This window comes from Anaerolinea thermophila, from assembly GCF_020723905.1.
GTDB classification, from domain to species: domain Bacteria; phylum Chloroflexota; class Anaerolineae; order Anaerolineales; family Anaerolineaceae; genus Anaerolinea; species Anaerolinea thermophila_A.
In genome coordinates this window covers 391,542-415,112 of sequence record NZ_DYHZ01000003.1, presented here as the reverse complement: position 1 = coordinate 415,112, position 23,571 = coordinate 391,542, and the positions used below count along the sequence as shown (strand labels likewise).

At 46.3% G+C, this 23,571-nt stretch carries 20 protein-coding genes; 4 read left to right on the top strand and 16 right to left on the bottom strand.

Annotated features, from left to right (window positions below):
- Positions 1-14: 14 nt before the first annotated feature.
- The gene (gene pckA, locus LHF31_RS06690; protein ID WP_298009513.1) at positions 15-1,643 is read left to right on the top strand and encodes a phosphoenolpyruvate carboxykinase (ATP); all 1,629 of its coding nucleotides are present in this window, start codon (positions 15-17) and stop codon (positions 1,641-1,643) included.
- Here the strand turns inward: pckA and LHF31_RS06685 are convergent.
- Positions 1,640-2,380: an A24 family peptidase gene (locus LHF31_RS06685; RefSeq protein ID WP_303773932.1), complete on the bottom strand. Its 741-nt coding sequence runs from the start codon at positions 2,378-2,380 to the stop codon at positions 1,640-1,642. The genes pckA and LHF31_RS06685 overlap by 4 nt on opposite strands.
- A gap of 57 nt (positions 2,381-2,437) precedes the next feature.
- Between LHF31_RS06685 and LHF31_RS06680 the strand changes: the two genes are divergently transcribed.
- From LHF31_RS06680 to LHF31_RS06670, 3 genes are read left to right on the top strand one after another with little or no spacing between them, the layout of a single operon-like run.
- Positions 2,438-4,966, top strand: a complete 2,529-nt coding sequence (locus tag LHF31_RS06680; protein ID WP_298009508.1) for a DEAD/DEAH box helicase — start codon at positions 2,438-2,440, stop codon at positions 4,964-4,966.
- Between the two features lie 2 nt (positions 4,967-4,968).
- Positions 4,969-6,210 carry a ribonuclease H-like domain-containing protein gene (locus LHF31_RS06675; RefSeq protein WP_298009505.1) on the top strand — a complete coding sequence of 414 codons (1,242 nt, stop codon included), beginning with the start codon at positions 4,969-4,971 and terminating at the stop codon, positions 6,208-6,210.
- On the top strand, positions 6,191-6,472 hold the full coding sequence (locus LHF31_RS06670) for a DUF2007 domain-containing protein (protein ID WP_298009502.1): 282 nt from the start codon (positions 6,191-6,193) through the stop codon (positions 6,470-6,472). Before LHF31_RS06675 ends, LHF31_RS06670 begins: the two co-directional genes overlap by 20 nt.
- On the opposite strand, the gene LHF31_RS06665 is transcribed toward LHF31_RS06670, so the two are convergent.
- The 15 genes from LHF31_RS06665 to ssnA form a co-directional block, all read right to left on the bottom strand.
- Positions 6,469-7,299 (bottom strand): aminotransferase class IV, encoded by an 831-nt coding sequence (locus tag LHF31_RS06665; protein ID WP_298009500.1) that lies wholly within the window; start codon positions 7,297-7,299, stop codon positions 6,469-6,471. The genes LHF31_RS06670 and LHF31_RS06665 overlap by 4 nt on opposite strands.
- 4 nt (positions 7,300-7,303) lie before the next feature.
- Entirely contained in the window at positions 7,304-7,912 is a 609-nt protein-coding gene (locus LHF31_RS06660; protein WP_298009497.1) for a nucleotidyltransferase family protein, read from the bottom strand.
- A gap of 5 nt (positions 7,913-7,917) precedes the next feature.
- Positions 7,918-8,733, bottom strand: a complete 816-nt coding sequence (yqeB, locus tag LHF31_RS06655) for a selenium-dependent molybdenum cofactor biosynthesis protein YqeB (RefSeq protein WP_298009494.1) — start codon at positions 8,731-8,733, stop codon at positions 7,918-7,920.
- Positions 8,734-8,737: 4 nt separating this feature from the next.
- Positions 8,738-10,972: a xanthine dehydrogenase family protein molybdopterin-binding subunit gene (locus LHF31_RS06650; protein WP_298009491.1), complete on the bottom strand. Its 2,235-nt coding sequence runs from the start codon at positions 10,970-10,972 to the stop codon at positions 8,738-8,740.
- A gap of 435 nt (positions 10,973-11,407) precedes the next feature.
- Complete coding sequence (locus LHF31_RS06645) at positions 11,408-12,826, bottom strand: FAD binding domain-containing protein (RefSeq protein ID WP_298009489.1); 1,419 nt, start codon at positions 12,824-12,826, stop codon at positions 11,408-11,410.
- A 2-nt stretch (positions 12,827-12,828) separates the two neighbouring features.
- Positions 12,829-13,713, bottom strand: a complete 885-nt coding sequence (locus LHF31_RS06640) for an XdhC family protein (RefSeq protein ID WP_298009486.1) — start codon at positions 13,711-13,713, stop codon at positions 12,829-12,831.
- Positions 13,637-16,633: a molybdopterin cofactor-binding domain-containing protein gene (locus LHF31_RS06635; RefSeq protein ID WP_303773927.1), complete on the bottom strand. Its 2,997-nt coding sequence runs from the start codon at positions 16,631-16,633 to the stop codon at positions 13,637-13,639. The genes LHF31_RS06640 and LHF31_RS06635 overlap by 77 nt, the downstream gene beginning before the upstream one ends.
- 3 nt (positions 16,634-16,636) lie before the next feature.
- The gene (locus tag LHF31_RS06630; RefSeq protein ID WP_303773925.1) at positions 16,637-17,401 is read right to left on the bottom strand and encodes a xanthine dehydrogenase family protein subunit M; all 765 of its coding nucleotides are present in this window, start codon (positions 17,399-17,401) and stop codon (positions 16,637-16,639) included.
- A gap of 12 nt (positions 17,402-17,413) precedes the next feature.
- Positions 17,414-18,412, bottom strand: a complete 999-nt coding sequence (locus tag LHF31_RS06625; protein WP_303773923.1) for an LLM class flavin-dependent oxidoreductase — start codon at positions 18,410-18,412, stop codon at positions 17,414-17,416.
- A complete protein-coding gene (gene cofC, locus LHF31_RS06620) occupies positions 18,409-19,053 on the bottom strand; it encodes a 2-phospho-L-lactate guanylyltransferase (RefSeq protein ID WP_298004459.1) in 645 nt (214 codons plus the stop codon). Before cofC ends, LHF31_RS06625 begins: the two co-directional genes overlap by 4 nt.
- Positions 19,050-20,006 (bottom strand): 2-phospho-L-lactate transferase, encoded by a 957-nt coding sequence (gene cofD / locus LHF31_RS06615; protein WP_298004462.1) that lies wholly within the window; start codon positions 20,004-20,006, stop codon positions 19,050-19,052. The genes cofC and cofD overlap by 4 nt, the downstream gene beginning before the upstream one ends.
- Positions 20,003-20,551: a 2'-5' RNA ligase family protein gene (locus LHF31_RS06610; RefSeq protein ID WP_298004465.1), complete on the bottom strand. Its 549-nt coding sequence runs from the start codon at positions 20,549-20,551 to the stop codon at positions 20,003-20,005. The genes cofD and LHF31_RS06610 overlap by 4 nt, the downstream gene beginning before the upstream one ends.
- Complete coding sequence (gene cofE / locus LHF31_RS06605; protein WP_303773920.1) at positions 20,552-21,319, bottom strand: coenzyme F420-0:L-glutamate ligase; 768 nt, start codon at positions 21,317-21,319, stop codon at positions 20,552-20,554.
- Positions 21,320-21,327: 8 nt separating this feature from the next.
- Positions 21,328-22,005 carry an NADPH-dependent F420 reductase gene (npdG, locus tag LHF31_RS06600; RefSeq protein WP_298004667.1) on the bottom strand — a complete coding sequence of 226 codons (678 nt, stop codon included), beginning with the start codon at positions 22,003-22,005 and terminating at the stop codon, positions 21,328-21,330.
- A 5-nt stretch (positions 22,006-22,010) separates the two neighbouring features.
- The gene (gene ssnA, locus LHF31_RS06595) at positions 22,011-23,369 is read right to left on the bottom strand and encodes a putative aminohydrolase SsnA (protein WP_298004669.1); all 1,359 of its coding nucleotides are present in this window, start codon (positions 23,367-23,369) and stop codon (positions 22,011-22,013) included.
- Between the last annotated feature and the right edge of the window lie 202 nt (positions 23,370-23,571).

Here is a 23,571-nt window from a genome sequence, read left to right as displayed (position 1 = left end):
TCAGGAGACTACTGATGATTTACACAGGTACACCGGGAGATTATGGTCTTGAACTGCATGGGCTTCAAAACCTTCGCACCGTCTTCTGGAATTTACCCCCTGCCGGTCTCATCGAACAATCTATTTTACGAGGAGAAAGCATACTTTCTCGAACAGGTGCAGTGGTTGTAAATACTGGGAAACACACCGGACGTTCTCCAAATGACAAATTTGTAGTGAAACACCCTTCCCTTCAAAACCAAATCTGGTGGGGAAAGGTCAATCAGCCACTTTCGCCAGATAAATTCGATCGGTTACTTGCCAAAGCAAAAGCCTATCTTCAGGGGAAGGACGTATTCATACAAGATCTGCAAGCCGGTGCTCATCCTTCGTTTTCTCTCCCTATCCGTCTCATCTCAGAGCGAGCATGGGCGGCTTTATTTGCGTACAACCTTTTCCTGAGACTTCCACAGGATCAACTGGTGCATCATCGTCCTGAGTTTACCATCTTCCATTTGCCAGATTTTCTGGCTTCTCCAGAAGAAGACGGCACTCGAACCGGAACTGTGATTGCCCTGGATTTAGAAAAGAAAGTGATTCTCATCACCGGTACCAGTTATGCTGGAGAAATTAAAAAATCAGTCTTTACGGTTCTCAATTACCTCTTACCGCTGAAGGGCATTCTATCTATGCACTGCTCTGCTAATATTGGGACAAAGGACGATGTGGCTCTGTTTTTCGGCTTATCGGGAACCGGTAAAACGACTTTATCCTCAGATCCCGAGCGTCGGCTCGTTGGTGATGATGAACATGGTTGGAGCGATGATGGAATTTTTAACTTTGAAGGCGGTTGCTATGCCAAAACCATCCATCTTCGCCCAGATTTAGAGCCCTTAATCTGGCAGGCAACGCAGAGTTTTGGGGCAGTTCTCGAAAATGTAACCTGCGATAATCAGACTCGTGAACTGGATTTTGACGACGATCATCGGACAGAAAATACCCGCGGTGCGTATCCCCTCCATTACATTCCCAATTACGTTCCAGAAGGAAGAGGAGGGCACCCTAAGAACATCTTCTTCTTATCTGCCGATGCCTTTGGTGTTTTACCTCCCATAGCCCGTTTAACTCCAGAACAAGCCATGTATTACTTTCTTTCAGGATATACCTCTAAACTAGCGGGAACTGAAACAGGTTTGGGGGCTGAACCTCAGACAACTTTCTCGGCCTGTTTTGGAGCCCCCTTCTTACCTTTGCATCCATCGCGATATGCCCATCTTTTAGGGGAAAAAATTCAACGACATCAAACCACAGTCTGGCTGGTCAATACAGGATGGACGGGGGGACCATACGGCATCGGGCAACGGATTCGATTGCCATACACCAGAGCCCTCATTCGCGCCGCCCTAAATGGAGACCTGGCAAATGTTCCTTATCAGGTTGAACCATTCTTCGGATTAAGCATTCCCCTTGAATGTCCAGGGGTACCGGGCGAGATTCTTAATCCACGCCAGACGTGGGCAGATCCTGTAGCGTATGAGAGACAAGCCGAACTTCTGGTGAATCAATTTGTGAAGAACTTTGAGCCCTTTGCTCAAGAAGTTTCACCAGAAATATTACTGGCAGGTCCTGGCGGAAGGGATATTAAGGCTATAAAGCCGGGCTAAGCAAAGAAAAGCAGGTAGAAGGTAGCAAAAATTAAATAGGGACCATAAGGTATCGCCGTGAAGGCTTGATATTTCTTTTTAATGATCATTGTCAGTAAAATCACTCCACTGATAATACCGCCCCCAACAATCGCCAGAAAAAGCCCTGCAAGCACACCAGGCCAACCGAGGATTAATCCAATAATTCCACCAAGGATAACATCTCCAAAGCCCATAGCCACTTCAGGTATAGGCTCTCCACGACGTTTTTCCATCCACCGACGAAACAATTCCCCGCCCAGGAAAAAAATAAACATTAAGCCAGCACCGGCAGCGCCACCCAGAATAGTGACAACCACCCCATGAATGTCAGTACCCACAAAAAAAGCAAGGATTGCTCCAACAATTGAGGTTTTTTCCAAAATCAGGCGGTGTTCAAAATCAATGACTACAACGAGAGCAGAGTAAGTCAGCCATAACACGGCTTCAACCAGAGAAAGACGCTGAGCGCCTATGGACTCAACAAAAACAAATACAATTCCTAACCCGAAATGAAGAAGCCATGAACGCAGTAGTCGCGGAGTGCCACAATGTTTACAGGGCGCAAGAGTCCAGTAGTCCAACCACCCCATCTCCTTGCGACAGGAAGAACAAATCAACCCACCTAATCTTCTTTCAATCGGAAGCCAGTCCGACAACCAGTTTACCATCCCCCCCGCTACCCATCCCAGAATAAATAACAGGATTTTTATAATCATCTTAAAACCTCTCAGAGTCCTTGATGATCTTCTTAAAGTAAGGTAAAAACATCAGTTATGGATAACCTTGAGAAAATCCTGCACATATGGCTGACCGATCCAGATATTGGCAATAATGTGGTTCGTATGGAAGAAATTCCCCCACGTCAAGCCGTATGGGTGAATATTCCAGATTCCCTCCATCCAGGATTGAAGAACGCACTTCACTCTTTAAAGATTTATCAATTATACAGCCATCAAGGTGAAGCCTATCAAAAAATTATCGAAGGGAATCATGTCGTTATTGTGACGGGAACTGCCAGCGGAAAAACACTTGCATATAACCTTCCCGTTCTGGATTATTGCCTGAAAAACTCTTCTACGCGGGCACTTTACCTGTTTCCAACAAAAGCATTAACTCAAGACCAGCAATCCCAAATGAACCAACTGCTTCAGGCAGACACATCTTTAGTTCAACAAATAACGCTGGGGATTTACGACGGAGATACACCAGCCAGTAGCCGTAATGCCATTCGTAAAAAAGCCCGTGTGGTATTAACAAATCCCGATATGCTTCATATGGGTATTCTGCCCCATCATACCTTGTGGGCTGACTTTTTTAAGAATTTACAATTTATTGTTATTGATGAAGCCCACGTTTACAGAGGGGTATTTGGTTCTCATTTTGCAAACGTCATACGACGATTAAAAAGAATTGCTTCTTTTTATGGTGCTTCACCACAATTCATACTGACCTCAGCGACAATTGCCAATCCTGATTCACTGGCTCTTCAGTTGATAGAGGAAAGAATTGATCTGATCAACCATGACGGGTCGCCTTCGGGACCAAAGAAAATTTTGCTCTACAATCCCCCTGTCATTCAGGAAAGCCTGGGATTACGCGCTAGCGCTGTTCAAGAAGCCATAAAGATACTTACCACCCTGGTTAACCATAATGTGCAGACTATTGCCTTTTCTCGCACCCGGCGAACCGTTGAATTAATGCTCCGTTACCTGAAAGATCGTTTTTCTAACGCCCCACACTGGATAGAAGGATATCGCAGTGGATATTTGCCTGATGAAAGGCGCACCATTGAAGCCAGCCTCCGCAAAGGTGAAATTCGCTGTGTGATTTCGACCAATGCACTGGAACTGGGGATTGATATTGGCTCTCTTTCGGCTTCCGTCATGGTTGGTTATCCCGGTTCGATTGCCTCTACCCGTCAGCAAATGGGGAGAGCAGGGAGAAAAAGTTCACTGGCTTTGTCGATTCTTATCGCCTCTGCCGATCCGCTGGACCAATACTTGATGAGATTTCCTGAGTACATATTTGAGAAATCCCCCGAGATGGCGCTGGTGGATCCAAATAATCTCCTCATTCTGCTTCAGCATATCCGTTGTGCAGCGTTCGAACTCCCTTTTCAGCAGGGGGAAGGATTTGGAGGAGTTCCTTCTGAAATGGTTGAGGAAATTTTGTCCTTCCTGGTAGATTCTGGTGAAATTCATTCCAGCGCCAGACGCTTCATCTGGATGGCTGACCAGTATCCTGCTTCACAAATTTCTTTACGAACAACCTCTCCCGAAACGATTCAATTGCAACAATTCGTTGATGGAAAAGCAGAAACTGTAGGCATTGTGGATTATTCCAGCGCATTTTGGATGGCTCATCCTGGAGCTGTTTATTTACATGCAGGGGATACTTACTGGGTAAAGTCCTTAGACCTGGAAAAAGGCATCGCCCTACTGGAACCAGTGCAGTTGGATTATTATACCGAGCCCATTCAGGACACTGCGGTCGAAAAGCAATCCATTTTGATTAACCAATCTGCTACTGGGGGGGTTAAGTACTTTGGAGAATTAAAAGTCATTCGTCAAGTCACTGGCTTTAAGAAAATCCGCTGGTATTCTCGAGAAAACCTGGGAACTGAATCTCTTGATCTTCCACCCACTACATTGTTAACGGTTGGTTACTGGAGATGTTTAAATAAGGCGTCTGTGGAATTTCTTCGAAAATCAGGTTTATGGCGGAATGATCCCAATGATTATGGCCCAGACTGGGGAAGGATTCGAGACTGGGTAAGAAAACGCGATCATTACACCTGTCAACTTTGTGGTACAGTTGAACAAGGGAAAGCTCATCATGTTCATCATAAAATTCCTTTTCGACAATTCTCCTCACTACAAGAAGCCAATCGCCCGGAAAATCTCATCACATTATGCCCGGCCTGCCATCAAAGGGTCGAAGAAAACTTGCGCATCCAGAGCGGGTTGGCTGGATTGAGTTATTTGATTCATCATGTGGCATCTCTTTTTCTGATGTGCGATTTGGAGGATATTGGGGTATTTTCCGAACCACAATGTGCCCTGGCAGATAGTAGCCCAACCCTGGTAGTATATGATCAGATTCCTGGGGGTATTGGTTTGAGTAAAAAACTGTATGATATTGAGGAGATCCTCTATAAAGAAGCCGCAGTGATTGTGGAAACTTGCCCCTGTCAGCAAGGATGCCCGTCCTGTGTAGGACCCGCGGCTGAAAATGGTGCAGGGGGTAAACAGGAAACGCTAGCCATACTCAATATTTTTAATGGACTGATACAATTGGATTAACGATGGCAAATCTGCGAGAAAAATTACATTCTCTGGGTTATAAAAACGAAAATCTTTCTCAAAAACCTGAGGGAAACATTTTTATTGATAAAAAGGATGGACAAAGGGAAGAAAGCCTTATCCAATCTTCCAGCAAGGTTTATACATTCGTTCACTCGGTCCCTCTGCCGTTTTTCCATGGAGATGTACTCATTGAGCCATCTTTTTCATTTGGCATTCTCAGCGAATGGGTCAAAGCCCCTGAAATTTCCACACTTGACCTTCATGATGTTGCTTTTGTGGATACAGAAACCTCAGGTCTGGTTGGGGGAACGGGAACTTTTGCCTTTATGGTTGGTATTGGAGTGCATCGAGAAGGTCAGTTTCAAGTTTACCAGTTTTTTTTGCCCGATCCGGTTGAGGAATACAGGTTATTAGACGAAATCCTTAATTTTTTAGAACCTTACCGGGTCATCGTCACTTTTAATGGCAAATCGTTTGATCTACCACTTCTTCAAACACGAGTTATCCTCAACCGAATGGAAAACAGGATGGGAGAAAAAATTCATATTGACTTGCTTCATCTTGCCAGGCGATTCTGGAAAGCACGCCTGGAAAGTTGTAGTCTCTCAGAACTGGAAAAACAAATTTTACATATTACCCGTGAACAGGAAGAAATCCCTGGATATCTGATTCCGGAAACTTATTTTAATTACCTGAAATTAAGAGATTTTTCTTTGCTTGATGGGGTTTTCTACCACAATCGTGTGGACATTCTTTCCCTTGCAGCGCTTTTACACTTTATGGGTAGGGTACTGTCGCAACCCCAAGAATCTCCTCTTCATTCCATTGATTTAGCCTCTATTGCTCGCCTGTATCATGATTTAGGACATTGGGAGACTGCATCTGAATTATATGCTCAGTCCATATCGGAGGATATGCCACCGGATTTTTTGGTAAAAACACTCCTCAAGCATGCTGAAATTCATAAAAAACAAGGGAACATTTCCGAAGCCATTGCATTGTGGAAAAAAGCCGCTGATTATGGAAATCTCGAAGCCCATCTTGAACTGGCGAAAATTTATGAACATACTTTGAGACAATTGGATGCTGCTCTTGAGTGGGCAAATCGAGCATTTCATCTTTGCAGTACTCTCCCTGTACCGACATGGAAAAGAAAAGAGTGGCTTCATGAAATTAGCCATCGAATTGAACGATTGGAAGAGAAAAAAAGAAAGGAAATCCATGGATCCGAAACGATTTAAGTGTGTTTACACCACATCGGGAATGCCCTCTGCGGAAATGATTCGCATGTTGCTGGAATCCTACGATATCCCTGTCATCATTGTTCCTGAAAGCGCAGGGATTGCTTATGGGTTAACCGTTGGACCTCTCGGCTCTGTAGATATCCTCGTAGAAGAAGAAGACGTGGAAAGAGCCAATGAAATTTTGCGCCAATATGAACAAGGAGAACTTTCTTCTGAGGAAGACTTGCCCGATAATAATGCTGAGGATTTTACTCTTTAAATTTCTTCGAGTAATTCTGATATTTTTTGCTGAAAACGGGTACTTAATGTTGTGGTAACAGGTCCTGGCGTAATGGGTACATTGTACTGGTCAATTTTACGAACAGGTAAAATGCCTCTACTGGCACTGGTGATGAACGCCTCTTCTATTTCATCCAGTCGTTCAAGAGGAAAACCCTCTAACCTTAATTGAATTTGCAATTCTCTGATACATTGCAGCACAATTTCACGGGTAATTCCCGGTAGAACGCCTTTTTCTGCTGTCCAGATTTCACCATGAGAGATCACAAAAAAATTACTGCTCAAACCTTCCAGAAAATTCCCTTCATCATCAACCATAATTATTTCATGGATTTCCTGGCTAGCCTGTTTTCGAAGACCTGAAGCCGTCTGGATAAATTGGGTTACCTTGGCTTCAGGATTGTCTCTATGCATGTGTCTGGTCTGCACAACAACCCCTTGACGATAATCTTCCATAGAAGGGGGAACAAGAATGGTTGCCAGCCCAATCATTTCTTCAGGTTTTGAAAACAGGATTATCAGTCGTATCCGAATATCCTTCCCTCCGGCTTCTTCAATTAACCTACGAAGGGTTCGTCTTGCACCTGCTTTATTAACTGTGATGGAAATACCTGATAACTTTGCTGAATGTTCCAAACGCTGAAGGTGTTCACTCAATAAAAGAACTTTCTCGCCACGATAGGTTCTTAACGTGGTGTAAACCCCTTCTCCAAACCCACGGGTGATTTCATCCATATCATCTGTATCAGGCAGAACCAATTTCTCTACCTGATTGTTGTTATAACGGCAACCCCAAATTTTGCTCATTTTTTTACGGATTTCCTGGTCGTAATTGTTGATAATCTTCTGGTGTGTCCAGATCTGCCAGCACAGTAGATGTGTTCACCACATAATAAGTGATTTCTTGGGAATGATTGCGGAGAAAATCGCGCATGCTTTCTCGCTCTTCATCCATCTGAAGGATTTCCTGCCAGTATTTTCGATCAACCAGCCAGGGATGTCCGCGTCGCATCTGGTAACTGGGTACTATTAATGTGCCTTTCTCCTGTCTATATTCGTCTATTAATCCTCTTATAGTGGATTCTTCAATCTGGGGTTGATCTCCCAATACAATCAACATCGCCTGAATAGTTTCATTCAAGCGCGAAATTCCTATTTTCAGAGAAGTCAGCATTTCACTGGTTTCGTGCAGGGGATTATAAACGCATTGTGCTGTGGTGCCCTGTAAAGCCTCTTCTACTAGCTCATAAGCCCTTCCTGTAACGACAATAATTTGATTCACCCCTGCTGATTCTAAAACGCTCACAACCTGTCCAATCACAGTTGTTTTCCCCCAGGGTAAAACCTGCTTAGGCTGTCCCATTCGACGAGACATCCCTGCAGCAAGAACAACTGCACCAATTTGTGTGTCTGTCAACATGTTCATTATCCCAATCGGGCACGAAATTCTGGCAAGGAGAGTATGGCTTCCAGAACTCCGCCTCCCACCGCCAGAGATTTATCAGAGACTAACCAGCAGTATCGAGGATCACCTCTAGGATCAACATCACCAATTTTTTGCCCGGAATAAACTTGGAGTCCAGACCAGATTAGACCTCGAACAACACCACGAAAAGGTGCGTTCACAGGCATATCACTGACATTCCCAAGGCACTGTCCTTCCTCGACAAAATCCCCAATTTCCACATTTGCAGCAAAAATACCCGTACAGGGAGCGCGTATTACCCGTTCATTGGATTTTCCATCCACACCCTCAGGAATACCAGAATCCTTTTCTGCTTCGCCATTCCAGATGACTCTCCCCAGAAAGTGTCCGCGTTTGGTTTCAACAACTGCATGACAATTTGTCCCGGCTTTAAAACCGGGACCAAGGCCTATTACCAACGGAGCAAGAGGACGCTGGTCCTCTAGGACCTGTTTCAACATTCTACCGTCGACCAGAATGTCGACGGGGAGTATTTTATGGATTTGCAAGTCAGGATCAATGATAACAGGTATTTTTTCATTATTGGCTATGCGCATTATTTTATCTGGGTCTATATCTGCTTTAACACCATGAATCCCTTCTACCTCAACTTCACCCTGATAAATTGCCTCTGCAAAAGAAACTTTACGCCTGACCATCAGAGGTTGGGCTAATTCGGTTACGATTACATTTATTCCCGCCCGCGCAAGTCGAAGAATCGCTCCACTGGCTAAATCACCACCGCCACGAACAATTACCCATAATTGCCGTTTCAATCGCTCAAGCCTCTCCTTCCTCTTCTAACTCGCCCAGAGCATCTAATATTCGTTCCGGCGTTAAGGGGAACTCATCAATCCATACTCCGGTAGCCATCTTGACCGCTGTACACACGGCAGGCGCTACTGCCATGTAAGGCATCTCTCCCATACCACGCGCGCCATAAGGTCCAATAGGATCGGGTTGCTCTACCACAATAGATTCAACTTTTTCAGGGATATCCAGGATGGTAGGAATCAGGTAAGTGGATAACGTGGTAGTAAGAGGCACAGCATCTTTCTGAATAAAATTCTCCATTAATGTGTATCCCAGTGCCTGAACCACAGCACCTTCAATTTGCCCAATTACCTGTTGAGGATTGACCGCCTTCCCAACATCATCCGCGCACACAAAACGATTCACCTCGATTTGCCCGGTTTCTGTATCAACCAACACCTCAGCGGCTTCAGCAACGTATCCATAGGCAAAATTGGGTTCCGATTTGCCCGTCTCAGGATCGTACGGGGTCGTTTTAGGCGGACGGTATTGATAGGTACCTTTTGCCGGTCTTTCTTCATTATTCCAATTTTCCAATGCCAGTTCTGCAGCGCCTTTGATCGCATTTCCTGCCATAAAGGTCATGCGTGATGCTGATGCAGAACCCGAATTCAGTGTGGTAGCCGTGTCAGATACAATTAACTCAATCTTTTCCATCGGAACACCTAAAGTTTCTGCCGCAATCTGGGCAAAAACCGTATGCGCTCCCTGGCCGCAATCAGCACCCGCATGGTAAACCCGCACCGTTTCAATCTCTGCTTTGCCAATCAATTCAACAGTAGCCCAGCATTGTTCTGGTGCGCCAAAAGAAAAGCCTACATTCTTAAAAGCGCATGCAATACCTATTCCGCGTCGCAAGTGTGGGTATTTAGGGTCAATGGACTGGATATCTGGAGCTTTCCATCCCATTTCGGTTTTTTGCCATCCCGCTTTGAGAGCACATTCCGCCAGCACCTTTTCAATACTGACTCCTTTAGGGATAGGGGTACCAACAGAAAGGACAGATCCTTCACGAAGAATATTTCTCATTCGCAGTTCAACAGGATCCATTCCCAGTTTTTCTGCCAGTTTATTCACCTGCATTTCAGCCGCGAATGCTGCCTGAGGACCACCAAAACCACGAAACGCCCCGTTAGGAATATTGTTTGTATACACTGCGTATGAATCTACTTTCACGTTTGGAATTTCATACGGCCCTGTACACATTAAGGTGGCATTTCCGAGCACTTTCGGAGAGGTGTAAGCATAAGCGCCGCTATCGGCAATTAATTCTACTTCTGCAGCGACAATTTTCCCCTCTTTCGTGGCTCCCCACCGGGTACGAATTCGGTATGGATGACGTTTGTGATGACCGATAATTGATTCTTCCCGCGACCAGACGATTTTCACGGGACGGTCAATCCCACGCTGGTGTAAACGCCAGGCCGCCAGCGCCAGAATGATCTGAACAGACATGTCCTCGCGTCCGCCAAAAGCCCCCCCTATTGCCGGGTAGATCACCCGTACCTGTTCAAGGGGCAACCCCAAAGCATGAGCAATTTGTTCCTGATCTTTGTGCGCCCATTGACCAGCCACATAAACCGTGACACGCCCTTCTTCATCGATTAATCCAACTCCAGCCTCAGGTTGTAGAAATACATGCTCTTGAACAGGAGTAATATATTCTCCTTCTACGATGACATCAGCAGTTGAAAAGGCTTTTTCTACATCTCCTTTTCGAATTCGATACTTTGTGAGAATATTACTCCCCCGGTCCGGGTGTAGCAACGTAGCATTTTCTTGCATGGCTTCCAGTGGATCATCCACCACAGGGAGATCTTCATAGACCACCTTTATTAAGTCCCGAGCGTGTGTAGCAATTTCCTCTGTTTCTGCGACCACCAGAGCCACCTGATCCCCAACGAAACGAACACGGTCGGCATATGGCTTACTCGATCCAGGTCCACACAAGACAGGTTGATCAAAAATTCCTAAACCGTATTCATTTACCGGCACATCTTTAGCCGTAAAAACAGCGAGCACGCCAGGGTGCTGTTCAGCCGCAGAAGTGTCTATCGAGACAATTCGGGCATGAGGACGCCTCGCAAAATACACTTTCATATAAACTTGATTGGGAAAATTCAAATCCCCCGGATACAACGTTTTCCCGGTAACCTTCCCTAATGCATCAACACGTTGAACAGATTGACCAAGAATGGCCATTCTTCCTCCTGAGGTTAATGTAGATGGTTCGATTATCAAAATTATCGCGCCCGCTTTCGTACACGCCCTTTAATCGGGGGAACATCATAAGGGCCGTACCGCGGTGGAGCAAAAGCGCTGTTTAAGATAAATGTGAAGAACGTGAAAATGGCATATAAAACCAGCATGAATGCAAGGGTTAAAATAATTTTGTAATACAACCAGGGGTCTCCATTATAGAGAAAATTCCCCGGGCGAGCCATCAAATCGTAGGGCCAAGGGAACTGATTCGTCTCTGAATTCCACTTAATGAAGACCTCCGTTGCCGCATACGAGAGAATTGGTATCAGAATTATTAACGCAAATCCCACTCCTCTCCAGATCGGGTGAATTTGTCTACGCTGTTCACGTTCTTCTCGTTGACGTTCTGACTGGTAAGATGAATATTTAGGCATCTTAACCTCCTTTCTCTACGGCTTTTTCAACGGCTTCTACAATCTTATAATACCCTGTGCAACGGCACAAGTTTCCAGAAAACGCTTGCACAATTTCATTTCTCGAAGGTCGGGGAGATTCCTTCAATAAAACCGCCGCAGAGACTAAGAATCCCGGTGTGCAATACCCACACTGCACCGCACCTGCCTCAATGAAGGCTTCCTGAACCGGATGAAGGGTATTGTTTTCTGCTAACCCCTCAACAGTGATAACTTCTGCACCATGGGCACGGGGAGCCGGAACCATGCAACTCATTACAGCCATCCCATCCAGGATCACCGTACAGGCTCCACATTCCCCCTCTGCACACCCCTCTTTTGTTCCAATCAGCAAACCATCTTCACGCAACAACCTTAACAAGGTCTTTCGATGACCGGAGTGGAAAATTCGCTGTTGCCCATTGACGTTACAAATGATGGGAATATTGGAATTTTCTTCAAAAACAATGGATTTTTCCAACGAAGATGGATTCTTTCTGGTTGAAAGGGTGATCGGCGATGATGGCATTCCCTCTTTTTCACGTCCTTCAGCAATGGAATGCAAAGCCCTTTTTGCAATCACTCCGGTGATCTTTTTTCGGAAACGAGCCGAACCACGCACATCGGAAATGGGTCTGGCTTCTGCCATACATCTCTCAGCCGCTTCCGCAATTACTTCTGGGGTTAAGGTTTTTCCTAACAGAAATTCTTCAGCAGAAAGGGCGTGAATAATGGTGGGAGCAACTGCCCCTAAAGTAATTTGGGCGGAGTGAACCCGATTTTCTCCATCCAGATCTAGAATTGCCGCAAGGTTTACTATTGAAATGGCTTGCGCCTTCCTCAAGGCGTATTTTATAAAAACGCCTTTTTGTGAAGGACGCAAAGCCGGAAAGGCAATGTCCACCAGCATCTCATCTGATTTCAGCACAGTACGACGGACGCCGGTATAAAAGTCCTCAATGGCTACTTTTCGCTCTCCGTGCCGGGAACGAAGTGTCAATATCGCACCAAGAGCCATGAGCGGTGTAATCGTATCGTTCGCGGGCGATGCGGTAATTAAGTTACCAGCAATCGTTCCCCGATTGCGAATCTGCGGAGAGCCTACTTCCCAGCAAGCACGAGCCAATGGGTATGCCCGTTCATATAAAAGAGGTGATGAGGCACATTGGTTATGAGTAACTAATGGTCCAATGTGAATCCACTCATCTGTATCCAGAGAAATGGTATCCTGACCGGAAACACGTGAGATATCAATTAGCGTCTCAACATCTTGACGTGTCCCTTTTTCCATCTCAAGGATGAGATCAGTTGCGCCAGCAATGATTCTTGCTTTTTCCCTTTCTTTTGCCAGCCAGTCGAGGGCTTCATCGATCTGAGTTACGATGCAATACCTTTTCCACATAGTTACATTCTCATCCTTTCGCCGGTGCCACCGTTCCGGAGCATGATAATTTCAGCCAGAATGCTTACTGCAATTTCCTCAGGGGTTTCTGCATTTAATTCTAACCCTACTGGTGAATGAATTCGCGCAATTTTATCCTCAGGAATACCACTCTCTACTAAGGCTTTTCTCGTGGTCAACCAACGCCGTTTCGACCCAATAATGCCAATATAGGCGGCAGGTGTATCCAGTAATGCCGGTAAACCCGGCACATCAATAACACTTCCCCGTGTAGTCAAAACAATATAAGTATGCGGGGAAATATCCATCACCTCGGGAAGTTCTTTCATCGGGACAGGATAAAACTCGTCTCCGTCAGGGATTGCTTCCGGGTTGCAAAATTCAGGTCGGTCGTCTGAAATGGCTACGCGAAATCCGAGAAACTTTCCTAAATGTGCCACTGCTTTCCCAACATGTCCACCCCCTATGACCAGTAATACCGGCTTGGGGAGAATCGGCTCAACATAAATTTTTACAGTTCCTCCGCAAACACCAGGATCGCCCTCTTTCGGATTGACCATTGAATAACCCAAAAGTTTGGGCTTGCCCTGTTGATAAACTTCAAGGGCTTCTTTGATTACCCGGCTTTCCAGTTCTCCACCCCCAACCGTCCCAAGGATCTTCCCATCCGGATACACAATCATCTTACTTCCTTCATGACGCGGAGTAGAGCCTGAACTCTGTATCACCGTACAAAGCACCGCCCCTTTTCCCTGACTCTCCAATTCGGCTAAGGCTTCAAAAATTCTCATACAACCTCCAGTAAAAACATCAACCGATAACTGGTTTTTCCTTAAGGGCACGCCAGACCTTTTCGGGAGTAATTGGATTGGCATCAATATCCACACCTACGGCATCCAGGACTGCATTGCCAACAGCTGGAGCAACACCATCCATAGGAATTTCCGCTACCGCTTTGGCACCAAATGGATGGGATGGCTCGTAAGTTTGAACAAAGATGGTATCCATCACGGGCATCTCGTCTGCTCGGAAAATGTGATAATCCTTCAGGTTTCGTTCACGCGCCTTGCCTTTTTCATCATATACCATTTCTTCGCAAACCGCATATCCTAATGCCTGAGTCATCCCGCCTTCTATTTGCCCAGACGCAGTAACAGGATTGACAATCACGCCAGAGTCCACTGCCATCACAAGCCGATTTACAGTCACTGCTCCGGTTTCGATATTCACGGTGACTTCGGCAAATTGCGCAGCGAACGGCGGTGGAGAAACCGGCGAAAAGTACGAGGCTACACCCATAATTTGTTCCTGGTTTTGGTGGTGCAGGGTATGATAGGCAACCTCTTGATGAGTGACATATCTACCATCTGGCGCAAAGGCTTTTCCATCTGCCAGACGAATCTCGTCGGGCGAAATTTCCTCATTCTGACGAAGCATCTCAGCCGCCCGGATACGAATCCGTTCAGCCACCTGTTCAGCGGCTTTTACTACTGCTGTTCCGGATATATATGTAGTGCTTGAAGCATAAGCACCTTTATCAAAAGGAGTGAAGTCCGTGTCGGAGGAATAAACGATGATATTATCTACAGAGGTTCCCAGAACTTCCGCCGCCATTTGGGCAAGGACAGTATCAGAACCTGTACCCAAATCAGTAGCCCCAATCAGTAAATTAAAGGAGCCATCATCGTTCATCTTGATGCTGGCACCCCCCATATCAAGATATGGAATGGCTGTTCCCTGCATGACCAGCGCAACTCCAATACCGCGCCGAAGTTCCGGTCGCCCAGGAACCCTGTGCCATTCGGGATTGCCAAATTTATCATCCCACCCAATCAGCGACTTTCCCTGACGTACACATTCTTCCAGCCCCACTGTATGAATCACTTCTGGACGGGGCTCTCGCCCTTCACTCCATGCGGTGCTGAATGGATGTAGTTCCCCAGCCCGGAGAGTGTTTTTCAGGCGAAATTCAATGGGATCCAGATGGAGTGCACGAGCGATTTTCTCCATGTGGCGCTCAACAGCCCAATAACCCTGTGGAACACCATATCCACGATAGGCTCCAGCCGGTGGTGTGTTTGTGTAAACAATATCCGCATAAAAACGGATATTAGGCGACTGCCGGTATTTTCCATCTCCCACATATAAAGCCATAGATTTGTGTCCGGTATTCCCTGTGACAGTCAAAGCATGGCATCCATAAGCACCGGTATCGCTCAAACAATACATTTCATTGGCGGTAATTGTCCCATCCCGTTTCACACCGGTTTTCATGTGGATTCGCATGGGATGACGTGAACGCGCAGCAATAAATTCTTCCTCACGGGTATACTCATAACGAACCGGCCGTCCCGTGGCAATGGTCAAATGTGCCGCAACGTCTTCAATTAAGACTTCCTGCTTCCCACCAAAACCACCTCCGATTCTGGGTTTAATCACCCGAATACGTTTGATTGGTAAGCCCAAAACCGGAGCAAGAATTCTCCTTACATGGAAAGGAACCTGCGTACTGGTACGAATAACCAGACGATCATCTTCATCCCAATACGTCACCACCACGTGAGGTTCGATGTGGGCTTGCTGAACTTTGGGGACTTCGTAATCCCCTTCAAAAATCATATCCGCTTCTGCAAATCCTTTTTCCACATCACCGATATCAATGCGAATTTTGGCAGCAAGGTTTTTCGTCGGATCAGAATCAGCAAAGTTAACATACTCTGGTTCATCATGAATCCTGATTGCATCGGGGTGCATGGAAAGGGCAGGATCAAGAATCGCTGGCAATTCTTCGTATTCCACCTCGATTAATTCGAGTGCTTTTTCAGCAATTTCCTCCGTTTCCGCAGCGACAAAAGCAACCCGATCACCGACAAATCGCACCTTGTTGTCAAGCGAAAATGTGTCCAGCGGTCCCGGAATTGGATCAGATTGCCCAGCAGTAGAATAAACTACACGGGGAATATCCTGCCAGGTCAATACAGCAGCGACCCCCGGTAAAGCGCGGGCTTTGGAAACATCAATGCGTTTTATTCTCGCATGCGCAACGGGACTGTGCAGGACTTTTGCGACCAACATACCCCGCATCTCAATATCATCTGTAAAAGCCGGTTTTCCCTGCACCAGTTTTACGGCGTCTACTTTTTTCTCAGGTTTTCCGACTACCGAAGTAGTGGCTACATCAGGATGAGTCCAGATTTTTGGCGTGATCCGGGTCTGGTACTGGACGGGCGAACCTTCTAAAGGCAAATTCTCTTCTGAGGAAGTGCCCGAAGGCTTCCAATCCACTGGAATAGCCCCATCGGTTTCAGACAATACCTGCTCACCTCGCATCTGTCGAGCAGCGAGTAAAATGGCTTCTACGGGTTTCACATAACCCGTACAACGGCATAAAATCCCCGAGAGAGCATCTCTCACTTCGGTTTCGGTAGGTTCGGGGTTCTTATCCAAAAGAGCTTTTGCCGCAAGAACCATAGCCGGAGTGCAATATCCACATTGAATCGCGCCTGCTTCAACCATGGCCTGTTGAATGGGATGCAAACCTCTGGTAGTTTTCCAGCCATGTTCCGGATGCTCACCCAATCCTTCAACAGTTTCCACGGTATGACCATCCGCCTGGGCTGCCAGCATACAGCAGGAATTGACCGGCACTCCATCCAGAAGCACGGTACAGGATCCACATTCACCTTCCGAACATCCCCCGAATTTTACGCTGAAGTACCCTTCACGGCGCAATACCTTCAACAGCGTATCGGAAGGATGAACTTCCAGAGTTTTTGTTTGTTGATTGATGGTGATGGTAATTTTCATAGCCTATCCCTCCAGTGCTTCCAGCGTCTTAAGCAGCCTCTTCAGCAATTTTTCCCCCACATCCATGCGATATTCACTGGATGCCCATTCATCAGTGCTTTGCTTTAAGACAGATTTCAGGGCAACATCTACTCCTCCTGGTTCTGGACCGTCCAGCACAAGCAAAGGCGTATTTCCAAAACCGCCCACAACTACACGTGTTCTTTTTGATGGCCATTGTGCCACCGCCACCACCAGAACAGGTAAATCTTTTGGGGTTCGGGCTACCCAATCTGACGCCACCTTAACTTTTGTGGGAATAGAAATGGAACGAATCAATAATCCCTGATTCCAGTGTAAGCGCAAAGCAAAATAATCTCCCAGACTTTTTTCTTCCCCTTGTGGCAACCAGTATAAACGTGCATCAGCAGCAAGTAAAACGGTTCCCAAGATTGATCTGCCATTGCAGGTTACCAGCGTGCCAGCAAGGGATTGCATCCTCCGCAAATTAGCAGAAGTTTCCCGATGAGCGGCTTGCTTCAACCATTGGGGTATTTCCGGATGTTCCACAAGCGTTTGCAATCGAGTAGTTGCACCAATGGATAAACCCTTTTCGGTGCTTTCAATAAAATCCAACCCCAGTTTTTGTAAATCTACCACAGCAACATCTTCGCGAGTATGCCGACTCAGATACGAACCACCTCCCAATGGGAGTGTAGGAGGATTTTGACGGGATAACAAAGCAAGAGCCTGATCCAGTGTATCAGGACGATGATATTCAATGATCATATCCACCTCATATTAATCCTGCGCAAAAGTATCAATCAGCAAGCGGACATCTCCGCCAACCGGATACAATATGGGACAAGTGCAACCATTGCGGCGATACTCTTCCACTTTGGCTCGTGCCTCTTCGGGTGTGCCCGATGCAGTAATTCGATGAATTAAATCCTCAGGGACAAGATGTTTAGCCCGTTGAATCTGTTCGTGAGTAGCGGGCCAGCCCAAAATGGATTGGATTTCTGCCACTACATCCATAGAAACACCGGATGCCTTAGCAATGTGAGGCTGTTGAGCCAGATACTGGGTTAATAATTCTCTTGTGGTGTCAATCGCTTTATCATGATCATAGTCCACTGAACAAACGACCAGCTGTGGCCGGTCAAGGTCATCCAGAGTCCTTCCGGCTTTTCGAGCGCCTTTCTCCAGCAATTCAAGGGCTTTCAGGTTATATTCGGGAGGCACACAATAATTCAACACCACCCCATCAGCAATTTCCCCGGTCAACTCCATCATCTGATCACCCGTTGCGCCAATCATAATCGGCACATTTCTGGGTTCGCGTCTTCCATGGACCACATCCAACTCGATGCCATCCACATGTACAAATTCCCCGTGAAAAGTAACCCGTTCCATGTTTAATAAACGTCGTAACACAATGACGGTTTCTCGCATGGCAACCAAAGGCTTCCGACGTTCAATACCCACATTCTTTGCCAGAGGATCCCACCATGCCCCAATGCCACAAATAATTCGATTGGGAGCCAGATCATCTAATGTGAGGAATGTGGCTGCCAGCAGACCGATGTTGCGGGTCCAGTTATTGATCACTCCTGAACCGACTTTTATTCGCTCGGTCACTGCCGCATACGCCGCCATTGGAACAATTGCATCCCGAACCAGGCGACTTTCTGCCTGCCAGACCGCCTCAAATCCGCGCGCTTCAGCATAACGCACATAATCTAATCCATCACGCAAATCATGCGCGTCCTGCAAATACAAAGCAACCCGCTGTTTCATACATTCCTCCTGATAGGTTTTGCAAACTTCTGGAAAAAGGAAGGGGCTTTTTCAAAAAGTAGATTTAAATCTTCCGGAGTATCCAGATCCAAAGCAAAGGTTTCACTCTCAAAAATTTCGATGTGATACCCTGCCTTGCTGGCAAGAGAACAATGGCGTTCAAAGGAACCAGAACCAAAGGCATACCGGGATCCATCCGCAGGGCTGAAAAGCAACCCATTTGTGCCATCTCGATTACGATCTGGCGCAATCACCAACAATTTAGGCTTTTGAGCGGTCTGAATGAATTGATACACATCCCAAACCGTGATTAATGGCAAATCTGCGGGAAGCACAAAAATATCGGTTGCCCCCATCCATTTCGCCATCAAATCAGCCTTTTGCAAGTCGAGATTCAAGTCCAATCGCTCATCCTCAGCGTGAAGTGTAACGGCTTGATATTCTCGAGAGATTGCCAGCACCTGCGGGTCTTTGCTGACCACTAAAATTCGATTCACTAACTCCACAGATGAAAGAATTTCTAAAGTATGACGCAGTAAAAACAGATTAAGAATTTCCCGCTCATCGGAAGATAACATTCCCGACAAGCGCGATTTTCCCTGATGTAAAGGCTTTACTGGAACAATTGCCCAAAGGGTCATGTTCTTCCTTTTCTAAATATCAATAATTTTTGACAAAATTCAAGTGTCTCTTTGGCTAAATTCATCCGATCAATGTAATTTTGCATGATGGTTTGGGTGACAAGGACATGCAAACCACCTTTCTCCAGTGGTTCACCATAAGCCTGATCTACCCTATCAATCACCAAACCATCAATCAATCCCCTATAACTTTCTGCTACAGCAAGAACAGAAGGATTAATTCCCAGTTCTTCATACATCTTTGCCGCCGGTCCTTTGATGGCTTTTCCACCAATGATGGGAGATACAGCAACGCGCACAGGCACCTTCAAACAGCACTCCTTAATTCCAGGAATGCTCAAAATTGGCGCAATGCTTACCCATGGATTGGAAGGGCAGATAATCAAGCAATCGGCTACTTCCAGAGCATCCAAAACACCAACGGCAGGTAAGGATTGTTGAGCCCCCCGAAACTCAAATTGCTTTACTCTGGGAACGCACTGTTGAGCAACGAAGTACTCTTGAAATGGCAACCATCCCATTTCTTCGGTTTCCACCCAGGTTTCTACGGGATGGTCACTCATGGGCAATATTTGCGCTGCAATTCCCCAGGATCGGGAAAAATCTCGAACAATCTTGCTGAGAGGTTCTCCCTGTGCCAGACGCCGGGTCCGCTCCAGGTGGGTCCCCAGGTCTTTGTCCCCCAATTGAAACCAGGCAGGGCCGCCCAATTCGCGAATGGAATTCAAGGCATTCCATGTTTCGTCTGCCCGTCCCCAACCTGTGGAAGGATTTGCCAGACCTGCAAGGGTATAACAAACTGTATCCAGATCCGGGCAAATTCGTAAGCCAAAGTGGCTGAAATCATCACCTGTATTCACAATAACGGTAAGGTCATCTGCGGGCAGAATTCTGGCTAATCCATCTGCCATTTTAGCGCCACCTACTCCTCCAGCCAAGGCAACTACTTTCATACAAATTTCTCCTTGCTAAAGGGAAAAATATTACCAATGCCGTCGTGGTTATCATCACGATACATAATCGCAAAGTTATCCAGGTAAATCTCACTTCTCAGGTCAAGAGAACAAAGTTCCTGTAAAATCCCCCCCAAATCACAGGAAATCACCTTTCTATTGAGAGTAATATGAGGTATCCATTCATCCGGAGAGTAATTTAATTCTTGCCTGAAAGAAAACGGGGAAATTTCTTTCCAAAGGGTGAGATGAAGATCATGAACGGAAGGACTACGCACCACAGGTAAATAAAGCACCGGTTTTTTTCCCGTAAAAATTCCTAACCCTGAAATCCTTGCATGCACAGGTTGGATTTCCTCACCCCGTGTTTTGAGCGCGTATTCCAATTGTTCCATATCATACACAGGACTAACATGCCAGGAAACATGAGGCATTTCCACTGGTTCAACTCCATACAACCTGAAAATTCTCCCAAGGCGATTCCAGAGATCGGAAAAAGCCGGACTGTTTTCAGAGGTAAGGAGAGAAACCACTGCGAAGAACATTTATCGAAATAAATCCAGTTCTTTAGGGCGAATCAGTTCCTGAATGGAGGATTCTCTCAGGGGATAGGGAAACCCTCTTACCAGTACAACTGGTGTACCTTCATCAGCCTGCCCCATCACCAGGGATGCCGCAGCAGCAAGTTCATCCGCAGCCCCGATCATGGTGATTCTCAACCGATACCCATAGAGATCTGGTTTACCCCTCAAATCCACCAGTCCAGGTACACCTGCAATTCCAATAGCCACACCAACGGTACCCATTCTCCATGCCCGCCCGTGAGAGTCAATAATCATCACCCCGATATTTTTTTGTGTTTTTTGAATGAACTGCTCACGTAAAGCGCGGCAAGATGCATCGGAATCTTCTGGTAAAAGCAATACCCAATCCTCAGGATTTCCCCAGGGTCCCATCACATTGGAATGGTCAATCCCAGCATTGGCACAAACAAACCCATTGCGATGCTCCACAATAATCGTCCCGGGACGGCAACGTAACACTGAACGGCTTTCTTGAAGCACCAGTTCAATGAAACGTGGATCCTTTTGAGTGATTTCGGCATAATGATAGGCTTCTGCAGAAGGGGTTATGGTTGTCAGGTTGACAAATCTGCCTTCAGCCTTGGACACAATTTTCTGTGCCAAGACCAGAATGTCCTCATCCTGAAGAGAAAGATTGTTTTCATCTAATGCCTTCAGGATAATATCGCTGAGGGAATCACCAGTTTTAATTTCAGGAATTCCTTTGACAGGGATGATCTGGAGAGACACGTCCTAGTTCACTCCTTTTTTCTTGGAACACCCGTAATTCGAATCCCGGCAGATTCCACCCCGTATTGTTTATTGATACCAATTAGGATAGAGGTCAACCCTTCGGCAACAATAGAGTTTTCAATGGGTCCAGCATCCCATCCTGTCAACCCTGCTGCTTCGACCAGTTTGATTACTTCGGCTCGAGCCGAACGTGTTCCACCACAAACCAGTACATCACAATCCACATTATGGTCGTTGAGCAAATGCTCGTAAGAAATATTCTGGAAGGCTGAGACTACCTGGACATCAGGCCCCAGAATATTCTGGGCTTCCTGAGCCGCGCTTCCTGCAGGGGGAATATGTACCCGGGTCACCTTTGGTGGAACCAGAGGAACGGTCACATCAATAAATATTTTGCCCTGCACCTGCTCTTTGATAGACATAAGAGTCTCCTGATGTGCCGCATAAGGCACTGTAAGCACCACAATTTCCGCCTTTTCAGCGGCTTCCTGGTTTGTCATTCCTTCAATGTGAACAGATTGGCCTAACTTTTCTTTCAATTCTGCTACTGTAGCAAGTGCTTTCTCTCGAACCCGAGAACCAATCAGGATGGTATACCCCGCCTTTGCCCAACGATACGCCAGACCCTTTCCTTCCTTCCCTGTTCCCCCAATGATTGCAATTGTCTGTGCTGTTGATTCCATGTTTGTTAACCTCTCTCTGCCATCAATTTTTTATAACGTTCCCAGGTAGCCGGTACACGAGCCCGAACGGCTTCAGTAATTCCCTGCTCATCCAGTGTAAGCAATTTTCGATCCTGCATCAACACCTTTCCAGCAACCATAGTCATGGTAATCATGCTTTCCTGCATACCAAAAATGATATGCCAGGGAAGGTTTCCCTCAGTGACAGGAGTATAGGGATGATAATCCACCAGAATCAAGTCCGCTTCTGCCCCTATGTCTACGATCCCAATTTTTCTTCCGGGGAAAAGAGTTTCTACAAGAGAGCGGTTATTATAAACTCCCATCTGCACTACCTGGTCTGCGCCCATTCGGCGGGGATCCAGATGAGCATGTTTGTGGAGGAAATAAGCGAATTTCCATTCCTGCCACATGGTATTGGAATGCCCATCGTTACCCAGACACACCCGAATACCTGCACGCATCATTGACTCTACCGCAGCAACACCCACTCCATTGTTCATATTTGAACGCGGCTGATGCGTAACCCAGGTCTGAGTCTGAGCAAGTTCAAAAATTTCCTTTGCATCCACATGAACAGCATGTACAGCAATGCTTTGAGGTCCTAAAATCTGAAAATGTTGAAGCCGATCCACAACCCGCATACCGCTTTTCTGGAGGGAATCATATTCATCAACCGAATGCTCAGCAACGTGGACATGGAAACCCACTGTATCAGGCACAGATTCTCGGGCTTTTCTCAAAGTCTCATCACTCAGGGTTAAACTGGCGTGTAATCCGAACATCCCCGAAAGCCTTCCACCCAAATCATCGCCTTTTTTAATTCTTTCCAAAAAACGAATATTTTCGCGGATCCCTGCATCCCGCCGGGAAGTTCCATCTCTATCTGTCACTTCATAACACAACGAAGCCCTGACACCGCTTTCTTCCACTGCCCGGGAAATTTGATCCAGAGATCCATCAATGGCATTGGGCGAGGCATGATGATCAACCAGCGTAGTCGTACCATGCCGTATGGCATCAATGAGACACACCAGCGCCGAGTAATAAACATCCTCCTCAGAAAGAGCCTTATCCAGGCCCCACCAAAGTTTTTGTAAAATTTGAGGGAAATCTGCTGGCGGAGTGCCAAAAACAGACATGCCCCGGGCATAAGCGCCATAAAAATGAGTGTGGGCGCAAATATTCCCTGGCATCAGCCATTGTCCATTGGCATTTAACTTTTCTTCTGCAGGATACTTTTCCTCCAGATGCTTTGATGGACCGAATTCAACAATTTTCCCATCTCGGATTAATACCGCTGCATCCGTGAGTATCTCGTTAGGCTCTGTCCAGCGTACCAGTTGACATCGGGTAATGAGCATGGCTCCTCCTGGAAGATAAAAATAACCGGCAAGCATAAAAAATGCTTACCGGAAAGCGGATTCATCTCCTCAAAAAGTGAAATGAATAAGATTTCTTCATGAAACCGGTGGACTCTTTCTGCATTCCATCACGCCTTTTATGCCGGATTGGAACTGTGGCACTTTTCGACGAGCGTATTTCCGCTCGACGCCGGCTAAAATT